Here is a 19,035-nt window from a genome sequence, read left to right as displayed (position 1 = left end):
CTCATACCGCCGCCAGCGCCTGTTCGAAGTCGGCGATCAGGTCGTCCGGGTCTTCGATGCCGACTGAGATGCGAACGAGGTTGTCGGTAATGCCCAGTACAGCCTTGCGGGCAGGGGGGACGGACAGGTGCGTCATGCTCGCCGGGTGACTCGCCAGCGTTTCGGTGCCGCCCAGGCTGACCGCCAGCTTGGCGACCTTGAGGCTGTCGAGGAAGCGGAAGCATTCCGCCTCGCCGCCCGTGATGAACACCGAGAAAGTCGAGCCCGCGCCGGTGCAGTGGCGGTGGTAGATGTCCTGCTGGCGCGGGTCGTCGACCATGCCGAGATAGCCCAGCCCCTCCACCTTGGGGTGCTGCTTGAGGAAGGCGCAGACTTTTTCCGCGTTGCGCCCTGCGCGCTCCATCCGCAGTTCGACCGTTTCGAGGCTACGCAGCAGCATCCACGCCGTGTTGGGATCGGCGATCCCGCCCATGGTGTTGCGCAGGGCGCGCACCGGGTCCATCCACCGCTTGGCACCGGAAACGCTGCCTGCGACCAGATCGGAATGGCCGCCGACATACTTGGTGAGCGAGTAGCAGATGATATCGGCACCGTTGTCGATCGGGCGCTGCCAGAGGGGACCGAGGAAGGTGTTGTCGATGGCAATCGGGGTCACTGCAGGGTCGAGCGCGGCATTGCGGGCATCGCGCACCGCCTCGACATCGACCAGGGCATTGGTCGGGTTGCCCGGGCTTTCGAGGTAGATCATGGCCACCTTGCCGCCGCTGGATGCGGCCTGCGCCTTGGCTTTCTCCATCACCGCGTCCAGCTCAGCACGGGTGGCCCCGGCGGGGAAATCGACATAGGTGACGCCGAACCGGCTCAGCACCTTGGCGACGAAGCCTTCGCTGGCGGCATAGAGCGGGCCGGAGTGGACGATCACGTCGCCCGCCGAGCAATAGGCCAGCATCAGGATGCAGATCGCGGTCATCCCGCTGGAAAAGCTCAGCGCGTCCTCCGCCCCGTCCCAGATGGCGAGCCGGTCTTCGAGGATTTCCTGGTTCGGGCCGTTGAAGCGCGAATAGACCAGCCCCTCGGCGCCGCCGGGGCGCTGGCCGGTAATGCCTTCGAAGTGGCGCTTGCCTGCCGCCGCGCTTTCGAACGCGAAGGTGCTGGTCAGGAAAATCGGGGCCTTCAAGGAGCCTTCCGACAGCATCGGATCATAGCCGTAGCCCATCATCAGCGTGGACGGCTTCATCGTGCGGCCGCCGATGGTGGTAACCGGCGCCTTGGGCTTGCGGCGCGGGGTGGGGGTTTCGACGGCGTCAGTGGCGTCGGGCATGGGAAGTCCTTCCTTAAACAGCGCTCCCAGGAAGGCAGGAGCTGGCAGGCCAACCGGCGGCGCCCGTCCCTAACCTCCACAGGAACGCCTCTCCGCATGGTGGCGATGGTTTCATTTGTAATTACCGCCGTTGGTGCGGCTGTTCAACCGCGCTGGTCACACAACCCGGGCCATCATCCACACCATTCCCACGATCAGGAACATGCCTGCCAGGTCGAGCCAGATGCCGGCCCGGACCAGCCGCCCGATGCGGATGTGACCGGTCGCCCAGGCAATCGCGTTGGGTCCGGTTCCGGCGGGAAGGATAAAGCCCCAACTTGCAGCAAGTGCGGCAGGCATGGCCAGCAGCAGGGCCTGTTCGCCCAAGCCGAGTGCGGCGGCCAGGCTGGCGACGACTGGCATGATCCCGCTGGCGGTGGCGACATTGCTGGCGAATTCCGTGACCAGGATCACCATGGCGACAATGGCCAGCGCAACCAGAATCAGGGGCACGTCGGCCAGCGGCAGCAGGGCCTGCCCGAGCCATTCGGCGAGGCCGGATGCCTCCATCCCGGCGGCAAGTGCCAGCCCGCCACCGAACATCAGGATCACACCCCAGGGTGCCCGGTCAGCCTCCTGCCACACCAGCAGCGGGCGTCCCGTCCCGTCGGGGACGAGGAACAGAGCGAGCGCCGCGATGATGGCGATGGTGCCGTCGGTCCAGCTGTCACCGGGCAGCAGCGGCGCCACCCACATTTGCGTGACCCAGGCGGCGAAGGCGAGGGCGATGACCGGCATCAGGCGCTTTTCCGCGCTGGTCCACGGGGCATGATCGTCAATCGCGGCCCGCGCCGCGCCCACGTCGAAAGGATGGGCGTAGACCCGTTGCACCCGGGCGATGATGAATGCGGCCAGCGGGATGCCAACCAGAACCACGGGCACCCCGTAAGCCATCCATTCGACGAAGCTGATCTCCATCCCCAGCATTTCGTCAAGCAGGGCGACGGCAATTCCGTTGGTTGGCGAGCCGACAATGGTGCCGAGCCCACCAATGCTGGCGGCAAAGGCAATCCCCATCGGCAAGGCGCCCGACAGGCCTTCCGTATCGCCCTGCTTCAGGCCCCCGCCAACCAGCACGGCCAGCGCCATCGGCATCATGATCAACGCCGTCGCCGTGTTCGATATGAGCATCGACAGGATTGCCGCACTCAGCATGAAAGCGAGCAGCAGCCGCCCTTGTCCGCCGCCGCTGCCGATGGTCTTGAGAATGGCAAGGCTCAAGCGCCGGTGCAGGCCGGTCCGCTCGATCGCGAGCGCCAGGAACGCTCCGCCCAGCAGCAGGAACAGGATCGGGGCATAGTAGGCGCTGGCGGTGTCCTTCGCCCCCATCACCCCGGCCAGTGGCAGGACCAGGAACGGCATCAGCGCGGTTGCGGTGAGCGGGATCGCTTCGGTCATCCACCAGGCCGCCATCAGGACGACCAGTCCGGCGACCACGAAGGCTTCCCGCGTCATGCCGTCAGGCACGGGAAGGAGGATACCGGCCAGCAGGCCGAGGGTGCCGATCATCAGGCCAATCCGATTGGCTGTCATCGTCACCCCCCTAAGTTGCGCCCCCGCGCGTCAAGCGGCTATTTGGGAGCCAGCACCATCAGCATCTGGCGGCCTTCGAGGCGCGGGAATGCCTCCACCTTGGCGATTTCGGCAACATCGTCCTGCACCCGCTTGAGCAGGTCCATGCCGAGTTGCTGGTGGGCCATTTCGCGGCCACGGAAACGCAGGGTCAGCTTCACCTTGTCGCCGTTTTCGATGAACTTGGTCACGCTGCGCATTTTCACATCGTAATCGTGGTCATCGATGTTCGGACGCATCTTGATCTCCTTGATCTCCTGCGTCTTCTGCGTCTTGCGGGCGAGGTTGGCCTTCTTCTGGGCCTCGTAACGGAACTTGCCGACATCGAGGAACTTGCACACCGGCGGATCGGCGTTGGGCGAGACTTCGACCAGGTTAAGGCCAAGCTCTGCGGCCTGTTCGATGGCTTCGCGGGTGTACATGACACCAAGGTTTTCGCCCTCATGGTCAATCACGCGGACCTTGGGCACCTGGATCATCTGGTCAAAGCGCGGACCGCTCTTGACGGGCGGCTGCAACATGCGCCGGGGTGGACGGGCTATGGGTTTATCTCCTGAAGCTTCAGACAATAGTGCGGGCTATCTAGGCGGGTCATTGCGGATTCGCCAGCCTCAATGATCACGCAGCGGCGCGCCATAGCGGGAATTGTGCCAGCTTGCGACCTGCGGGCAACACCGCATCGATGCTCCGGGCAGGCTGGAGCGCATCGAGAATCTCCCGCGCGCCTGCATCCATACCTCCGGTCAAAGCGCCGAAGGCCGGCAAGATCATCCGCTCCCCGCCCGCCGCATCACGCCCGATGACCGCGCAGGGGCGGGCCAGGGCACGTCCGCGCACGGTCAGCCGCAGCTTGGGGTGGAAGTGGCCCGACAGTTCGGCCCGGCTCTCGCCCGGCTGTGCGATGTGCCGCAGGACAATCCCTCCGACCGGCAGTTCGTCAAGCACTGTGCCGCCGATGGTCGGTGGCAGGGTCTCATCGTGGTTGCCGGTTATCCATACCCATTCCGTCACCCGGGTGAGGGCGGCGAGCATCCCGGCGGCGTGGGGTTCCAGCCGGGTGGCGCCGGCCTGGTCGTGGAAATTGTCACCCAGGGTGTAGACGCGCCGCGCGCCGGTTTCCCGGATCGCCAGCGCAACCCGTTCCAGCGTTTCGCGCGAATCGTAGGGCGGCAGCATCTGGCCCCGCGCGGCGAACCAGCTTGCTTTCTCCAGATGAAGGTCGGCCACCAGCAGGGCCTGCTCGCGCGGCCAGTAGAGGGCGCGGCCCTGCACCAGCGCGAATTCCTGATCTGCGAACGAAAGGGGAACCATGGCGCGCTCTTGCCGCAAGCCCCTGACCTTGGCAAGAGAAGCGCATGACAGACTGGCAACCCCACACCGCCCGCGCCCGCCAATGGTTTGAATCGCTGCGTGATCGTATCTGCGCCGAGTTCGAAGCGATCGAACGCGAAGCCGGTTCCGACGCCGCCTTCCGGTACACACCGTGGACCCGCGAGGAAGACGGCAACGCCGATCCCGGCGGCGGCACCCAGGGGCTGATGAAGGGCAAGGTGTTCGAGAAAGTCGGCGTCAACGTTTCCACTGTCCGCGGCAACTTCGCGCCTGAGTTCGCTGCCTCGATCAACGGGGCCAGTGCCGAGAATCCGGGCTTTTCCGCCACCGGCATCAGCCTGGTGGCGCACATGGCCAACCCGCATGTGCCCGCGGTCCATATGAACACCCGGTTCCTGACCACCGGCAAGGCATGGTTCGGCGGTGGGGCGGATCTCAATCCCCCGATTCCCTACGAGGATGACACCGAGGATTTCCACGCCCGCTTCCGTGCTGCCTGCGCTGCGCACAACCCGACCTATTACGAACGCTACAAGAAGTGGGCGGACGACTACTTCTTCATCCCTCATCGCGGGGTCCATCGCGGGGTCGGGGGAATCTTCTATGACCACCTCGAATGCGAAGATGATCCCTCATTCGAGCGGAATTTCCACTTCACCCGCGACGTGGGCGAGGCTTTCCTTGATGTCTTTCCCCGGCTGGTGCGGCGGCGGATGGAGAGCGCGTTCACTCCGGAGGACAAGCTGACCCAGCTGGAATGGCGCGGCCGCTATGCCGAATTCAACCTCGTCTATGACCGGGGCACCCTGTTCGGCCTCAAGACCGGCGGCAATATCGACGCTATCCTGATGAGCCTGCCGCCGGAGGCGGTGTGGACCTGACACCGGCGGAGCTGGCAACCTTTGCTGCCCGGCCGAAGGCCATCGACTACGCCGCGCTGGAAACTTTGCCGCTGATCGGTCGCTATCGGCGCGACCTGCCGGTTTCGATGGCGCGGATGATGGAAAATGCGCTGGACTGGGAACACCTGCCCCATGTCCATCCCGGTTCATTTGCCGACATCGTGCCGGCAGAAGGGGGATCCTGGGGCTGGCGCGCCAAGGCAAAGCTGCCGGGCGGGCAGGGCGCAGAGCAGCTGGTGGAACTGCTGCTGGATGCGTGCGGTCAGGCCTGGGTGACAACGATCGTCGCCGGCATGGGCGAGGGCATCCGTATCCACACCATCGCTACACAACGCGCCGAGGGCGGCATTGCGATCGACGTGCGGTTTCATCTCCCGGCTGCTCCGGACACGCCCGGATATGGCGAGATGGTGCTGGGCGTCCTGCGGTCCCAGTACACGCAGCTTTACGACGAGGACGAAGCCCTGATGGTGGCGCGCCAGCAGGCGCTTGACGGGCTGACCGGGCGACGGGTGGAGGCGGCCCCGGCGGTCCATGATTTCGGTCCCGAGGCCGCCTTGCCTCGAGACAAGCCGCACCCGTTCCGGCATGGGTCGGGGGCGTTCGTGGCCCGCTATCATGAGGGCGCCTGGATTGCCCATGCGGCGATCTGCCCCCATATGCTGGGGCCGCTCGACCAGGGTGCAATCAGTGCCGATGGATTGGTCATGTGCCCCTGGCATGGCTATCGCTTTTCGCTAGCGGACGGGGGAGAGGTGCAGGGCCGGTGCGGCCCCTTGCCCCGCGCGCCGGAACTCGCGCTGGTTGACGACCATTTGGTAGCAACGGTTCGGCCACATACCCAGACAACGGATTGACCATGCGCTTATCACCTGCTGCCTCTACCCTTTGCCTTGCTTTCGCCCTGTTCACAGCCGGATGCACCCCGTCCATGTCTGAGGCGCCAGCGCGCATGGTCGCGCCGGTGCTTGCGACGCCCGATGCGGTCGACATCCTGACCCATGCGCGCCCGCACGAGGCGCGGGTGACCCACGTCGCGCTCGATCTGGAGCTGGATTTCGCCGGCAAGGCGGTGCGCGGCACGGCGGTGCTCGACGTGCTGGCCAGGCCGGGCGCGCAGGAACTGGTGCTCGACAGTGAAGGATTGCAGATTGCCCGCGTGACCGACGCTGGCGGCCGGCCGCTCGTCTGGCGCATGGGGGCGGCAAGCGGCGAAAAGGGTGCGCCTCTGGCGGTCACCCTGGGCGATGCGCGCAGGATTGTCATCCATTACGCAGCCAATCCGCAAGCCTCGGCGCTGCAATGGCTCAGCCCTGAGCAGACTGCCGGCAAGCAGCATCCGTTCCTGTTCAGCCAGGGGCAGGCGATCCTCAATCGCAGCTGGATCCCGACGCAGGACAGCCCCGGCATCCGCCAGACCTGGCAGGCGCGGATTGTCGCCCCCAAGCCGCTCGATGTGGTCATGTCCGGCATCCTGCAAGGGGAGCCGGAAGAGCTTGCGGGCGGCAGGCGCGCTTTCCGTTTCGCCATGGACAAGCCGGTCGCGCCCTATCTCATCGCGATTGCCGCAGGCGATATCGACTTCCGCGCGATCGGCCCGCGCACCGGGGTCTGGGCGGAACCAGCCATGCTCGACCGGGCCCACGCCGAAGTGGTCGAGACCGAGGCCATGGTGGAGGCGGCCGAAGCGCTTTACGGCCCCTACCGCTGGGGTCGGTATGACATGATCGTGCTGCCGCCCGCCTTCCCTTATGGCGGCATGGAAAACCCGGTGATGACGTTCCTCACCCCCACCTTCATCGCGGGCGACCGCAGCCTGACCGGGCTGGTCGCGCATGAACTGGCGCATTCGTGGTCGGGCAACCTCGTGACCAATGCGGTGTGGGGCGATGGCTGGCTCAACGAAGGGGTGACCAGTTATTTCGAGAACCGCATCGTCGAGGAAATTTATGGCCCGAAGCGCGCCCGGCAGGAAGTGGCGCTCGATACCATGGCGATCATGGAAACCCTGGCAGAGGTCGGCGCCGATGCGCCCGGCACCGCGCTGCACCAGCCCGATGGCACCGACAGCGCCGGCTCTGCCATCGTTTACAACAAGGGCGCCGCATTCCTGCGGACACTGGAGAGAGAAGTCGGGCGTGAACGGTTCGACGCCTGGCTGCGGCAGTGGTTTGACAAGCACGCCTTCCAGCCCGCGACCTCCGCGATGATCCTCGAAGACCTCACAGCCAACCTCGCCGGAAGCGCGGCGGAGGCGGAACGGCTCCGGCTGCGCGAATGGATCTATGCGCCCGGCCTTCCCGCCAACTTCGCCCGGCCCGATCCGGCCGCATTTGCAATGACCGATGCGGCGTCACAAGCATACATCGAAACCGGGTCTCTGCCCGCCGACTGGGGGGCATGGACATCGGCCGAGCGGCAGCGCTTTCTCCAGAATCTGCCCGCAGAACGTGACGCGGCAGAGCTCGCCCGCCTTGACGCCGCGCTGGGTTTGTCCCGGACCGGCAACAACGAAGAACTGTTCCTGTGGCTGCGTCTGGCGCTGGCCAACCGGTTCGAGCCCGCTGTGCCGCAGGCGGAACGGTTCCTGGCCAGTGTCGGGCGGACCAAGTTCGTCCGCCCCCTGTTCGCCACCCTGATGGGTGAAGGCGAATGGGGGCAACCCACTGCGCGCAGGATCTACGCCGCGAACCGCAGCAGCTATCACACGGTAACCCAGCGGGCAGTGGACCGGATCGTGGTTGCCGACTGACGCCGGGTTGACGGGCAGCAGCGACGGTCGACTTTGCACCCAGTGGTTCGAAGCAAATTGCAGACGTGCGGCGGGTTCGTCTTCCAAAGACGGCCCAAGCCGAAGCATGCAGCAAAAACAGTGACTAAAAAGTCACGCCGGCCCGAAAACATGCTGCGGCCTAGGGTGTTGCGTTCTACTTGGGATCAGGCTGGGGCCGAGTACCTGTTGCCATGACCGGGCGTGCAACGGCCAATTAGACCGCGTTAACCTTTTTCAGGGGCGCTAAGCTGGACAAGCCGCGCGCGCTTGTCTCCCGGGTCGTCTGAAATATGAACCACGCCCTTGCTCTTCAACTTGCCCAGGGCAAGATAAAATCCGCGATAAGACGATCTGGAGGCGATCATGACCTCCTTGATGCGGGATTTACCTTTCTTCGTAAGGTAAAAGATTATCCTGCCTTCTATGGTCAGTGGCGCGACATTCATCTTCTCGTATGTATCGACGAACTGGTCCACTGTAATATCCGGAAACTGGCCGCTATCGTCGTTCTTTGCTTGTAAATTCATTGCCGCGTTTTTCCACTAACAACGGACGATGCCGATCATGCCCCACCTGGAGGCGGAAGTTCAGGGAGATTCCTATCCCTGTCAAGTTAGTTAATCGAGTATATATCCTACGTATATACACATATATTGATTTCATGCAGCCACCGAATGTGTACATATAAATCGGACACTCTTTACTTGTAGGCTTTCCCAGACGAAATCTTTAACCGGAAAACGGAGCAGGGAACCTCCCGCTCTCGGAATTTGGAAAGAGTTAGAAAGGGATTTACGAATGAGGAGCATTAAGGGAGGTGCCGTTGGACGTCGGCGCGCTGGGATCCTGCTGGCAACAACGGCAATGGGCGTATTGTCCCTGTCGGCTACTGCAAACGCGCAGGAAGCCTGCACGATCTTCAGTGATGGTTCGTCGTTCTGCTTCGATCCGAGCACCGGTGATAACGACCAGAAGTTTGACGGCAATTTCGGCATCGGTGCCCCCGGTGATGGCGCCTATGACAATCTCGCCGAAAAGGTCGCTTCGACCGAAGCGCAGGTTACCGCTGCGGCAGAGACCGTAGCTCTCGCACAGGCTGCCGCTGACGAAGCGGCTGCGACTTTTGCAGCCGTCAGCGCGACTCTGAACGAAGACAACCTTGCGGCTTTTGCAGACGTTGAGGCGGCCGCTGTTGCTCTGGCTGCCGCACAGGCTGACCTGGACGCTGCCAACGACGCCTTGACTGCCGCCCAAACCGCTTTCGATGATGCTGCTGCCGCTCTGACGGTTGCAAACACCGATCTGGGCGCTGCCAACGCAGATCTGGCCGCTGCTCAGGCTGCCGTTACGGCTGCTTCTGATGCATTTAACGCTGATGAGTCGCCTGCCAACCTGGCTGCGCTCAATGCTGCCCTGGCAGCAGAAGCCGAGGCACAGCTCGCCGTGGCCGCAGCAACCGACGCTCGTGATGCTGCTCTGACGGCTGCGAATACTGCGGCTGACGCTCTGCTGCTCTCGCAGGACACATTTGCAGACGCCGCTGCGGTGGTGACTGATGCCAATACGACGCTGACCGCGGCCAATACCGCTCTGTCGACCTCGCTGGCCAGCAACACCGACTTTGTCGACGCGATCACGCTTGCTGGTGAGACGGCAAACGCACAAGGTCTCACCGACCTGAGCAATGCGGCTGATGCTTCGGTTGATAACCTGGCTGTCGCTGAACAGGCAGAGCAGGTCATCACTGACCAGGTGGCCTCGCTTGTGCGTGCTGACGAAGTCCTCACGCCGGCTTCCGAAAATGCCAACCCGGCGATCGCTGCGGCCGCTCAGGCCCTGACGGGTGATGCGCGCGCCGACGACACCGACTTCGTGGTTGAAGCTGTGGCTGCTCTGGTCGATCATGAAGGCCGCATCACCGCGACCGAAGACGGCCTGATTGCCGAAGCCGCAACCCGCGAAGCTGCTGACCTCGCCCTCGGTGTGCGCATCGACGACGAAGCTGCAACCCGCGAAGCTGCTGACCTCGCCCTCGGTGTGCGCATCGACGACGAAGCTGCAACCCGCGAAGCTGCTGACCTCGCCCTTGGTGTGCGCATCGACGACGAAGCTGCAACCCGCGAAGCGGCTGACCTCGCCCTCGGTGTCCGCATCGACGACGAAGCTGCAACCCGCGCAGCGGCTGACCTCGCTCTCGGTGTCCGCATCGACGAAGAAGCTGCAACTCGCGAAGCTGCTGACATCGCCCTTGGTGTGCGCATCGATGACGAAGCTGCAACTCGCGAAGCTGCTGACATCGCCCTCGGTGGCCGGATCGATAACGAAGCTGCCACCCGTGCAGCGGCTGATATCGCCCTCAACGAGCTGATCGTCGAAGAAGCCGAAGTGCGCGCTGCCGCTGACGTCCAGCTGCAGGCCAACATCGTGGCTGAGAGCGTCCGCGCCCAGGAAGCAGAAGCTGTCCTGCGTGGTGATCTCAACACCGAAGTGGCTGCTCGCCAGGCTGGCGATGCCCAGCTGCTGGAGCGGGTCACCGCTGAGCAGACTGCACGCATCGCTGCCGACACCAGCCTGTCCAACCGTATCACCGCTCTCGATGGCCGCGTTGGCATCCTCGAGAACCGCGTTGACCGGCTTGACGACAAGGTTTCGAGCGCGACTGCTACCGCAATCGCTCTTGGTGGCGCCGGCTTCCTGCCTGACATGAAGTTCAACCTCGCGATGAACTTCGGCTTCTACGAAGGCGCACAGGCAGTCTCGGCTTCGCTCGGCTACCGGGTGACTGACTCGGTTGCTGTCACCGCCGGCCTCGCTGGCGGTCTGAACAAGGACGGCAAGCTTGGCGGCCGGGTCGGAGTCATCTTCGGCTTCTGATCTACGCCACACTTAATACACGAGACGCATCGCCTTGCCCGGCAACGAAAGTTGCCGGGCATTTTTCGTTTTGCGGCCGGGTTATCTGCCGCCTCGCGCCAACCTGGCCGTGCGGTGGATCGCTGCCCCTTCGTTATTTACTGGACAAGCCAAAGGGGGCAGATGAATTCCCCTTCAGCCAGGGGTCATCCTGAATGAAGGATGGGAAAGCCAGGCAACCCGTCCGGCTGCCGCCGTTGTTCCAGCCTCTGTTTGCAAAAGGTCCATGTCTCATGCGCACACTCCGTCTGCTCTTTGCTCCGGCGGCGGCTCTCGCTGCACTTGCCGCACCTGTCAGTGCGCAGATGCTGCAACAGACCGACGCTCCGTACGAGACCAAGCTCAAATGCGGTGTGTTCAACGCCTTCATGGCCGGTTTCAACGGCGAGGACACCGACGAAGGCAAGGCGGCAGAAGCCCGTGCGGAGGGCTGGGTCATGCTGGTAATGGCGGATAAGGCGGAGCAGCCGCAACAGGCGGCGACCGATTTCGAGGCGGCGGCCAATGCTCTGACCCGGGAAATTGAAGGGAAGATGGAAGCCGACGATACAGTGGCGGTGTTCCAGGTCTTCACGTCCTACCAGGAATTGTGCGCCCCCTATGGCGGTTGAGGCTTAACCAGCGGGCAAGCGCCTGAAAAAAGCACGGCTGGTTCCAAATCTTCTCTTGCCGTGGCTGGCGCGGCACCGCACATCAATCGGCCATGCTTCGCCAGTACGAACTCGTAGAGCGGGTCATCAGCTATGACCCTGACGCCGATGTGGCGGCGCTTAACCGTGCCTATGTTTACACCGTGCAAAAGCACGGCAGCCAGAAGCGGGCCAGCGGCGACCCGTATTTCAGCCATCCGGTCGAAGTGGCCGGCCTGATGACTGACCTGCAGCTGGACCAGGAAACCATCATGACCGCGCTGCTCCACGACACTGTGGAGGACACGCTTGCAACGATTGAGGACATCGAGGAAAATTTCGGCCCCGATGTCGCCCGCCTGGTCGACGGCGTGACCAAGCTCAGCAAGATCGAAGCCATGCCTGACAACGAGCGGGCCGCCGAGAACCTGCGCAAGTTCCTGCTCGCCATGAGCGAGGACATCCGCGTGCTGCTGGTGAAGCTGGGGGACCGGCTGCACAACATGCGCACGCTGCATTTCATCAAATCGCCGGAAAAGCGCCTGCGCATCGCCCGGGAAACCATGGATATCTATGCCCCGCTGGCAGAGCGGGTGGGCATGTACGAATACATGCGCGAGATGCAGCTGCTCGCGTTCGAGCAGATCGAGCCTGAAGCCTATCGCACCATCACCGGGCGGTTGGAGCAGATCCGCCAGCAGGATGGCGGGCAAGTTGATGCGATCGCCCTGGCGATCAAGCAGGCGCTGGCTGAAGCCGGGCTCAAGGTGGAGGTCTCGGGGCGCGAAAAGCACCCCTATTCGATCTGGAAGAAGATGGCCGAGCGGCATGTGTCGTTCGAGCAGGTGACGGACATCTTCGCGTTCCGCGTCATCACCGAGAGCGACAGTGACTGCTATCGCGCCCTCGGCGTGCTGCATTCCACCTGGCAGTTCATTCCCGGGCGCTTCAAGGACTACATCTCCACCCCCAAATCGAACGGCTATCGCTCGCTCCACACCTCGCTGATCTACGAGAACTCGATGCGGGTCGAGGTGCAGATCCGCACCGGCGACATGCACCAGACCAATGAGTTCGGCCTCGCCGCACACTGGGCATACAAGCAGGGCGACACGCCGGACGGGCAGGTGGGGTGGTTGCGGGACCTGATCGAGATCGTCGATGCGAGCCACGATGCCGAGGAGCTGCTCGAGCATACGCGTCTGGCCATCTACCAGGATCGGATTTTCGCTTTCACCCCCAAGGGGGCGCTGCACCAGCTGCCCAAGGGTTCAACCCCGGTCGACTTTGCCTTTGCCGTTCACACCGATCTCGGGGCGCAGACGGTCGGCGCCAAGATCAATGGCCGCCACATGCCGCTGCGCACCGTGCTGAACAATGGCGACGTGGTGGAGATCATCAAAGGCAAGTCGCCCGAGCCACAGCTCTCCTGGCTCGCTTTCGTCGTCACCGGCAAGGCGCGCGCCTCGATCCGGCGCGCGGTGCGGCTGAAGGAGCGGGACGAAGTCGCCAGCATCGGCCGGATGCTGTTCGACGAGATCGTGACCCGCGTTCCGGCCAAGATCGGCAAGAAGGCCACCCGCGACGCCGTGAAGCGGCTCGATCTCGAGGACGAGGATGAGCTCATGTATCTGATCGGCTCCGGCCGGATCGATGATCGCGCGGTAATGGAAGCGCTGGTGCCGGGGTGCACTGCGGATCTGGAAGTGCCGATTGACTGGTCCCGGCAGGAGCGGGTGATTTCGATCCGCGGGCTTACCCCGGGGGTCGGTTTCCAGCTGGCCGAGTGCTGCCATCCCGTTCCGGGTGACAGGATCGTCGGACTGCGCCTGCCGGGCAAGCGGGTGGAGGTCCACGCGATCGACTGCATCGAGCTTGCCAGTGGCATCGATGCCGACTGGCTTGACCTTTCCTGGGGCAAGCAAAGCATCGGCGCGGTCGGGCGGCTGCGGGTGACGCTCTATGACCGGCCCGGCACGCTGGCAGAAATGGCCGGCATCTTCGCCCAGAACCTGGCCAACGTGAAAACGCTGCTCCACGTGCAGAAAGAGCATCCCTTCTCCGGCTACGAAGTTGATCTGGAAGTGCAGGATCTCGCCCACCTCACCCGCATCCTCAGCGCCCTGCGCGCCAGCGATGCGATCGCACAGGCGGAGCGGATCTAGGGTAGCCCCAGTTCGAGCCTGACTGGATCCCCTTCCGCCAGCCCCTCAGCCCGCATCACCTTGCGGTTGAGCAGCAGCACCCATTCACGCTCTTTATGCGCTAACGCTTCGCTGCTTGAGCGCGAGGACTTGTTCTGCGGGAACACCGAGGTGTTCCACGCCGTGTCGCCGATCTTCGCGACAACCTTGACCGAGCCGAACCCGCGCTGGCGCCCGTATTCGAGCCTCTGCAGCCGCGCGTGCATCGCCAGCGCCTCGGCCGGGGCTCCGGTGATGACGATCAGGTGATAGGTGCCGCGCTCACCCTGCCAGCGGGTGAGGTTGGCAGTGAGGGAGAGGGTGTCGCTCATTCGGGTTTCACGCAGAGACGCAGAGAAGACAGGGAGACGCTGAGGGATTGGGCCCGCCGCACAGCGGCATTTTTCTCACACGAAGCCACGAAGAGGGCAGGCTGGTTGGCATCCGTACTGCATTCTTCGTGGCTTCGTGTGAACCATACTGCGGCTTCGTCGCATACTTCTTCTCCGCGTCTCCCTGTCTTCTCTGCGCCTCTGCGTGAACCAAATATCACTCCGCAACCCGGCGCACCGGCACCGGGATGTTGCAGATGTCGGCTCCCCCGGCGGGCGCGATGAAGAACGGATCGCGCCGGTTGGCACGGGCCTCGGCATAGCGGGCAAATGTCTCGCCCTCGGTGGAGAGATATTCGAACCTTGGGCGTGTTTGCTGGCCTACCGCTTCGCTGCTTGAGGCCGTGTCCGTAGCCGCGTGGTCGCTCGCCACGCGCACGGTCAGGATCGGGGTGCGCTTGTCGAATTCATCCTCGGCATAGAACCCCAGCTCGCCCTTGCCGCGCGGGAGCGAGGAGAGGTGCTCCATCCCCTCGATCACCCGCCCGACCAGCGCAATGTTGCGATCGAGGTGGCGCGGCGCATGGCCGATTACGGTGTAGAGCTCCGCGCCTGAGCCGGTATCCGGCGAATAGTTCCGCCCCACGCCGACCATGCCGTAGCAGTGGACGGGCCACCACTGCTGCGGAAAGCTGTCCCTCCACACAGTGGCGACCGGCCAGCCGTCATAAAAATTCACGTTGTTGGCGTAGGCATCGGTGCTGAGCCACGCGGGGTAGGGGGCTGTTTCTGCGGGCCGCAGCACGAGACCCGCCGCTTCCTTGTCCTGTCGTGCCCTGTTGCGTTCGGCATTGCGGTTCTGCCATTCGTCAAGGCTGGCGGTATACTCTGCCTCGCCCATCACCTTCAGCCCCTCGGGCAGCTTCTTCGCCTCCCCCGTCGCTTCGGGATTGTCGTAATTGGGATCGCCCCACTGGGTGACGTAATTGTCCTGCACCCGGTTGACCGAAATTCCGTCATACCAGCCGCTGCGCGCGAACAGGCGGATGTTGTGGACCCAGCCCTGACTGAAGGGCGCGGGCACCAGCTGGATCACCACCTGCCGCGGATTGCCGTCCGTATCGGGGGCGAGGGTCATGACCAGCAGATCTTCTGCCGGGATCGCCACCCACTCCTCTGCCCTGGCCTGAGCGATGATTTCGCCAGGGGCCAGTGCGGGAGCCCGTGTTTGCCCTACCACTTCGCTACTTGAGGGCGAGGCGTCCTGTGCGGTGAGGGGGAGGGGAGCCCAGAAGGCGGCGGTGAGCGCAAGCGCGCTGGCAAGGGTGCGGATCATGCACTGCAGTCTGCCACCGGAATGCGCCTTGCGAAAGAGCGATTGCCCCGCTATCCGCGCCGCTTCCCGATGCACCGCCGCGTTGCTGCCGGAGCGTCGGGGAATAGGAGCGGTGGCCGAGTGGTCGAAGGCGCACGCCTGGAAAGTGTGTATACGCCAAAAGCGTATCGTGGGTTCGAATCCCACCCGCTCCGCCATTATCCTATTGAGAATCCTTCTCTTTCCCGCATGGGCTAGAAAAATCCCCTTGTATTCAAGGGTTATAGCGACTGGCTGTTGACCTCTGCTTGGTGCCAGGTCGCCGGAAGCGTTCTCCAAGGCCCGATATTCTCCGCACCTCTTGCCGCCACCGCCCTCGGTGAAGAATTGTAACTACCTGTAGTCATGTGGTTTTTACGACTTGGCTTCTGGTGGTTGGGCGCGAGTCCGATCAAGGCCGAGAGAATCTGGGATCAAACATCTGGTCGGCCCAGAGTGGCGGAAACGGGTCCATCAGGGCGGCGAGCGTCGCCTGCGGGCCGAGCCGACCGTCGAGGATGGCCTCGATGATCTCGGGCGCCAGCAGGGTCAGTCGCAGGACCCGGGTGAGATAGGAGGGCGAGATCTTCTCGCGCTTCGCCAGCTCGTCGAGGGTCGAGACCTCGCCGCTGTCCAGCAGCCGCTTCCAGCGGAATGCCCGGCCGAGCGCCTTGATGAGCGTGTTGTCGACATGCCGGTGCTGGCTGGCGGCATCGTCGGGCAGGATCATCTCCTTGCGCCCGCCGCGCTTGCGGATGTGGAACGGTACGCGCACCGTGACGGTTTCGGAGGGAAGGTTCGGCTGGGTCATGCGGCCTGCCTCATCTCGCTGGCGAGGCTGGCCATCCCGTCGAGCCGCATCTGGATGTCTAGGCCGTCGATGCCAATATCGACCCGCTCGACCAGCAGCTGGACAATGCGCGCCTGCTCGGCCGGAAACAGTTCATCCCACAGTGGATCGAGGGCGGTGAGCGCGGCGCGGGCCTCGTCCTCGCTGATGGCTGCATGGTGGCCCTCCGCGGCCCGGGTGGCGCCCGCCATGATTTCCGGCTGGCGCAGGATGGCCCGCAGCTGGTCGATCACTGCGCTTTCGATCTCGGCTGCAGGCACCCGGCCGACTGGACAGGCACCGGCACCGTGCCGCAGGACGCTCTGGCTGATGTAGTAGCGGTAAAGCTTGTCCTTTTTGCGGGTATGCGTCGGCGAGAACGCCGCACCGTCTGGCCCCCAGAGCAGGCCTTTCAGCAGCGCCGGGGTCTGGGCACGGGTGTAGCCGGCGCGCCGGTGCGGGTTTACCTGCTGGATGGCCTGCGCCTTGTCCCACAGGTCGAGCGGCACGATTGGTTCATGCTCGCCAGGATAACTGGCCCCCTTGTGCACGGCCTCGCCGATGTAGACGCGGTTCTTGAGCAGGCGGTGCAGGAACCCCTTGGTAATCGGCTTGCCTTTCTTGGTGGCGATCCCCCGCTCCTTGAGTTCCTTCACCATGACCGTGCCCGATCCGCATTCCGCAAACCGCGTGAAGATCCAGCGCACATGCTCGGCCTCGACCGGGTTGATGACCAACTTGCGGGCCTGCACGTCGTAGCCCAGCGGCGGGCTCCCGCCCATCCACATGCCTTTCATGCGGCTGGCCTTGAACTTGTCGCGGATCCGCTCGGCCGTCACCTCGCGCTCGAACTGGGCGAACGACAGCAGGACGTTGAGGGTCAGCCGCCCCATGGACGTCGTGGTGTTGAACGACTGGGTGACCGAGACGAAGGTCACGTCGTTGCGATCGAACACCTCGACCAGCTTCGAGAAATCCATCAGCGAACGGGACAGCCGATCGATCTTGTAGACCACCACGACATCGACCAGCCCGTCCTCGATGTCGACCAGCAAGCGCTGCAGGGCCGGTCGCTCCAGCGTGCCGCCCGAGACACCGCCGTCATCGTACTGGTCGCGTACCAGCACCCAGCCTTCGGAGCGCTGGCTGGCGATATAGGCTTCGCAGGCCTCACGCTGCGCATGCAGCGAGTTGAACTCCTGCTCGAGCCCTTCTTCCGAGGATTTGCGCGTATAGACCGCGCAGCGCAGCTTGCGGGGGATAGGCTTGTTCATGCTGCCCTCCGGTGGTTCTTGAGGCCGAAGAAGACCCAGCCACTCCAGCGCGTGCCGGTGATGCCCCGGGCCACCGACGACAGCGACTTGTAGGGCCGGCCCTGCCACTCGTAGCCGTCGCGGGTCACGGTCACGACATGCTCGACGCCCTGCCATTCCCGGATCAGCCGGGTTCCGGTGATCGGCTTGAGGTCCGTCCGGATCCGGCGGGTCATGGGACTGCCGCCGTCGAACTGTTCACCCAGCGCTTCCAGCCGTTTGACCGTGTCGGGCTTGAGTCCGCCGTAGGTCAGTTCCTGGATGCGATAGGCGAGGCGCGTCTCGAGGAAGCGGCGATTAAACGCGGGCGGTTCGGTGTTGAACAGGGCGCGCCACTGCTTCTTCAGTTCAGCCGTCGAGGCGGTCTTCAAGGCGGCAATGCGGGCGGGGATAGGATCGGTCCTGGTCATGCGGTTCTCCAGTGAGTTGGATCCGCACTACCGCTCTGTTCTAGGGCGTTGTGTAGCGTAAATTCTCCAATGCCCGCAGATAGTTCACTGCTTCCGCGGCGGCGCAGCCGGACGAGGCCGACACCCAGGATCGTGCACAGTTCGGCGCGGCGTTCGGCTGGAGTCATGCAGGAGGGTTGGAGGGCATTCGGGCGTACGGCGCGACGCCGATCGTCCGGGTGGGCGGAGGCGCCGGCCGGCTGGAGGGAATGGGCATTGATCATGGGCGCAGTTTCGCGGTTCGGTCCTGCCCGATCTACCTTCGAAGGGGCTTTGCCCCGCTGCCATCGTCATCCCGTACGAGGGTTGAACGGTTCAACCCATTGCACCGCAGTGCTCTTGATGGGTTCAACTGTTCTATTTATGTTCCAATCTCGCCCGCTCATGATTCGGAACATCAATGTCCATCGATACGCTCAACCGCGACGTCTGGTCGCTTGACCAGGCCTACAGACATATCGCCAGGATCTGCCGCGCACGGCATGAGGCAGTCACCGGGCAGAAGGTCGAACTGGATGTCAGGAAGGTTCTGCTGCCCGCGGTTGCCGGCAGGTCAATCTGGGAAAGTATCAACCTCAACGCCTCGCGCCAGCTGTGGCAGGCTTTGCGGCAGGGTAGCCTACATGCCCAGGCCCGCCTGTCGCAGCACCGCAATCCGGCGTTCCCCAATTATGATGCCCGCGAATGGATTTTCCATTCGAGTCATCTTGTCTGGATCCCGCCCGAACACTGGATCAGCGGCCTGCTGCATAATGAGGACGGTGGACTACCTGAACGGTTGGAGATGTCTGACGGCGAATACATAGATATCCAGGTGCCGCGGTTCATGGTCGAGTCCATTTGGACGCTGCCGCCGCCAAAGCAGGTCGAGCCCAGCGATTACACCACGCCCTACCTCGAGCTGATCAGGGCCGCGATTGCCGAGTTCCAGATCACGGAAAACGAGCAGTCGAAGAAGGAGTGCCTGGTCGACTGGTTCAAGGAGCAGCATGTAGAAGGCGAGCCGGTATCCGACAACCTGGCCAAGGCCATGGCCACGATCATGCGGCTGCCAGCATCCCAGCGCGGGGGCGGCAAGCGGTCCTGGTAGGGTT

General features: G+C 63.8%; 17 protein-coding genes and 1 tRNA gene. 8 read left to right on the top strand and 10 right to left on the bottom strand.

Annotated features, from left to right (window positions below; genetic code table 11):
- Nucleotide 1 precedes the first annotated feature (1 nt).
- The 4 genes from U4960_RS13470 to pdeM all read right to left on the bottom strand — a co-directional run bounded on the left by U4960_RS13470 (nt 2) and on the right by pdeM (nt 4,243).
- Nucleotides 2–1,321, bottom strand: coding sequence for a cystathionine gamma-synthase family protein (locus U4960_RS13470; RefSeq protein WP_324261147.1), 1,320 nt, complete (start codon nt 1,319–1,321; stop codon nt 2–4).
- Nucleotides 1,322–1,477: 156 nt separating this feature from the next.
- The gene (locus tag U4960_RS13465) at nt 1,478–2,893 is read right to left on the bottom strand and encodes an SLC13 family permease (RefSeq protein WP_324261146.1); all 1,416 of its coding nucleotides are present in this window, start codon (nt 2,891–2,893) and stop codon (nt 1,478–1,480) included.
- A 38-nt stretch (nt 2,894–2,931) separates the two neighbouring features.
- A complete protein-coding gene (gene infC / locus U4960_RS13460; RefSeq protein ID WP_324261145.1) occupies nt 2,932–3,453 on the bottom strand; it encodes a translation initiation factor IF-3 in 522 nt (173 codons plus the stop codon).
- A gap of 97 nt (nt 3,454–3,550) precedes the next feature.
- Nucleotides 3,551–4,243: a ligase-associated DNA damage response endonuclease PdeM gene (gene pdeM / locus U4960_RS13455; protein ID WP_324261144.1), complete on the bottom strand. Its 693-nt coding sequence runs from the start codon at nt 4,241–4,243 to the stop codon at nt 3,551–3,553.
- A 44-nt stretch (nt 4,244–4,287) separates the two neighbouring features.
- On the opposite strand from pdeM, the gene hemF reads away from it, so the two are divergent.
- The 3 genes from hemF to U4960_RS13440 all read left to right on the top strand — a co-directional run bounded on the left by hemF (nt 4,288) and on the right by U4960_RS13440 (nt 7,918).
- A complete protein-coding gene (gene hemF, locus U4960_RS13450; protein WP_324261143.1) occupies nt 4,288–5,145 on the top strand; it encodes an oxygen-dependent coproporphyrinogen oxidase in 858 nt (285 codons plus the stop codon).
- A complete protein-coding gene (locus U4960_RS13445) occupies nt 5,136–6,023 on the top strand; it encodes a Rieske (2Fe-2S) protein (protein WP_324261142.1) in 888 nt (295 codons plus the stop codon). The genes hemF and U4960_RS13445 overlap by 10 nt, the downstream gene beginning before the upstream one ends.
- A gap of 74 nt (nt 6,024–6,097) precedes the next feature.
- Entirely contained in the window at nt 6,098–7,918 is a 1,821-nt protein-coding gene (locus U4960_RS13440) for a M1 family metallopeptidase (protein ID WP_324261141.1), read from the top strand.
- Nucleotides 7,919–8,163: 245 nt separating this feature from the next.
- Here the strand turns inward: U4960_RS13440 and U4960_RS13435 are convergent, their stop codons facing one another.
- Complete coding sequence (locus U4960_RS13435) at nt 8,164–8,466, bottom strand: hypothetical protein (protein ID WP_324261140.1); 303 nt, start codon at nt 8,464–8,466, stop codon at nt 8,164–8,166.
- Nucleotides 8,467–8,803: 337 nt separating this feature from the next.
- On the opposite strand from U4960_RS13435, the gene U4960_RS13430 reads away from it, so the two are divergent.
- The 3 genes from U4960_RS13430 (at nt 8,804) to U4960_RS13420 (ending at nt 13,646) form a co-directional block, all read left to right on the top strand.
- Complete coding sequence (locus U4960_RS13430; protein ID WP_324261139.1) at nt 8,804–10,813, top strand: YadA C-terminal domain-containing protein; 2,010 nt, start codon at nt 8,804–8,806, stop codon at nt 10,811–10,813.
- A 272-nt stretch (nt 10,814–11,085) separates the two neighbouring features.
- A complete protein-coding gene (locus U4960_RS13425) occupies nt 11,086–11,463 on the top strand; it encodes a hypothetical protein (protein ID WP_324261138.1) in 378 nt (125 codons plus the stop codon).
- Between the two features lie 92 nt (nt 11,464–11,555).
- A complete protein-coding gene (locus U4960_RS13420; RefSeq protein WP_324261137.1) occupies nt 11,556–13,646 on the top strand; it encodes a RelA/SpoT family protein in 2,091 nt (696 codons plus the stop codon).
- On the opposite strand, the gene U4960_RS13415 is transcribed toward U4960_RS13420, so the two are convergent.
- Nucleotides 13,643–13,996, bottom strand: coding sequence for a DUF1905 domain-containing protein (locus U4960_RS13415; RefSeq protein WP_324261136.1), 354 nt, complete (start codon nt 13,994–13,996; stop codon nt 13,643–13,645). The genes U4960_RS13420 and U4960_RS13415 overlap by 4 nt on opposite strands.
- A gap of 217 nt (nt 13,997–14,213) precedes the next feature.
- Complete coding sequence (locus U4960_RS13410) at nt 14,214–15,332, bottom strand: peptidylprolyl isomerase (protein ID WP_324261135.1); 1,119 nt, start codon at nt 15,330–15,332, stop codon at nt 14,214–14,216.
- Between the two features lie 106 nt (nt 15,333–15,438).
- Between U4960_RS13410 and U4960_RS13405 the strand changes: the two genes are divergently transcribed.
- Nucleotides 15,439–15,529 (top strand) — tRNA-Ser (locus U4960_RS13405).
- A gap of 233 nt (nt 15,530–15,762) precedes the next feature.
- Here U4960_RS13405 and U4960_RS13400 read toward each other — a convergent pair.
- The 3 genes from U4960_RS13400 to U4960_RS13390 are packed head-to-tail and all read right to left on the bottom strand — an operon-like array spanning nt 15,763 to nt 17,902.
- A complete protein-coding gene (locus U4960_RS13400) occupies nt 15,763–16,161 on the bottom strand; it encodes a hypothetical protein (RefSeq protein WP_324261134.1) in 399 nt (132 codons plus the stop codon).
- Nucleotides 16,158–17,453 (bottom strand): recombinase family protein, encoded by a 1,296-nt coding sequence (locus U4960_RS13395; protein WP_324261133.1) that lies wholly within the window; start codon nt 17,451–17,453, stop codon nt 16,158–16,160. The genes U4960_RS13400 and U4960_RS13395 overlap by 4 nt, the downstream gene beginning before the upstream one ends.
- The gene (locus tag U4960_RS13390) at nt 17,450–17,902 is read right to left on the bottom strand and encodes a DUF2924 domain-containing protein (protein ID WP_324261132.1); all 453 of its coding nucleotides are present in this window, start codon (nt 17,900–17,902) and stop codon (nt 17,450–17,452) included. Before U4960_RS13390 ends, U4960_RS13395 begins: the two co-directional genes overlap by 4 nt.
- Before the next feature lie 439 nt (nt 17,903–18,341).
- On the opposite strand from U4960_RS13390, the gene U4960_RS13385 reads away from it, so the two are divergent.
- Complete coding sequence (locus U4960_RS13385) at nt 18,342–19,031, top strand: hypothetical protein (RefSeq protein WP_324261131.1); 690 nt, start codon at nt 18,342–18,344, stop codon at nt 19,029–19,031.
- The last annotated feature ends 4 nt before the right edge of the window (nt 19,032–19,035 follow it).

The sequence above is a fragment of the Altererythrobacter sp. H2 genome (assembly GCF_035319885.1).
In the GTDB taxonomy this organism is placed as follows: Bacteria; Pseudomonadota; Alphaproteobacteria; order Sphingomonadales; family Sphingomonadaceae; genus 34-65-8.
This window is presented reverse-complemented; position numbering and strand designations above follow the sequence as displayed.

What these genes read in the sequence shown, in the direction of transcription:
- U4960_RS13435 (WP_324261140.1), bottom strand. Translation starts at nt 8,466, where the DNA reads ATGAATTTACAAGCAAAGAACGACGATAGCGGCCAGTTTCCGGATATT.
- U4960_RS13420 (WP_324261137.1), top strand. Translation starts at nt 11,556, where the DNA reads ATGCTTCGCCAGTACGAACTCGTAGAGCGGGTCATCAGCTATGACCCT.
- U4960_RS13425 (WP_324261138.1), top strand. Translation starts at nt 11,086, where the DNA reads ATGCGCACACTCCGTCTGCTCTTTGCTCCGGCGGCGGCTCTCGCTGCA.
- U4960_RS13385 (WP_324261131.1), top strand. Translation starts at nt 18,342, where the DNA reads ATGTCCATCGATACGCTCAACCGCGACGTCTGGTCGCTTGACCAGGCC.
- infC (WP_324261145.1), bottom strand. Translation starts at nt 3,453, where the DNA reads ATGTTGCAGCCGCCCGTCAAGAGCGGTCCGCGCTTTGACCAGATGATC.
- U4960_RS13430 (WP_324261139.1), top strand. Translation starts at nt 8,804, where the DNA reads ATGGGCGTATTGTCCCTGTCGGCTACTGCAAACGCGCAGGAAGCCTGC.
- U4960_RS13470 (WP_324261147.1), bottom strand. Translation starts at nt 1,321, where the DNA reads ATGCCCGACGCCACTGACGCCGTCGAAACCCCCACCCCGCGCCGCAAG.
- U4960_RS13415 (WP_324261136.1), bottom strand. Translation starts at nt 13,996, where the DNA reads ATGAGCGACACCCTCTCCCTCACTGCCAACCTCACCCGCTGGCAGGGT.
- U4960_RS13395 (WP_324261133.1), bottom strand. Translation starts at nt 17,453, where the DNA reads ATGAACAAGCCTATCCCCCGCAAGCTGCGCTGCGCGGTCTATACGCGC.
- U4960_RS13440 (WP_324261141.1), top strand. Translation starts at nt 6,098, where the DNA reads ATGTCTGAGGCGCCAGCGCGCATGGTCGCGCCGGTGCTTGCGACGCCC.
- U4960_RS13390 (WP_324261132.1), bottom strand. Translation starts at nt 17,902, where the DNA reads ATGACCAGGACCGATCCTATCCCCGCCCGCATTGCCGCCTTGAAGACC.
- U4960_RS13465 (WP_324261146.1), bottom strand. Translation starts at nt 2,893, where the DNA reads ATGACAGCCAATCGGATTGGCCTGATGATCGGCACCCTCGGCCTGCTG.
- U4960_RS13410 (WP_324261135.1), bottom strand. Translation starts at nt 15,332, where the DNA reads ATGATCCGCACCCTTGCCAGCGCGCTTGCGCTCACCGCCGCCTTCTGG.
- U4960_RS13400 (WP_324261134.1), bottom strand. Translation starts at nt 16,161, where the DNA reads ATGACCCAGCCGAACCTTCCCTCCGAAACCGTCACGGTGCGCGTACCG.
- hemF (WP_324261143.1), top strand. Translation starts at nt 4,288, where the DNA reads ATGACAGACTGGCAACCCCACACCGCCCGCGCCCGCCAATGGTTTGAA.
- pdeM (WP_324261144.1), bottom strand. Translation starts at nt 4,243, where the DNA reads ATGGTTCCCCTTTCGTTCGCAGATCAGGAATTCGCGCTGGTGCAGGGC.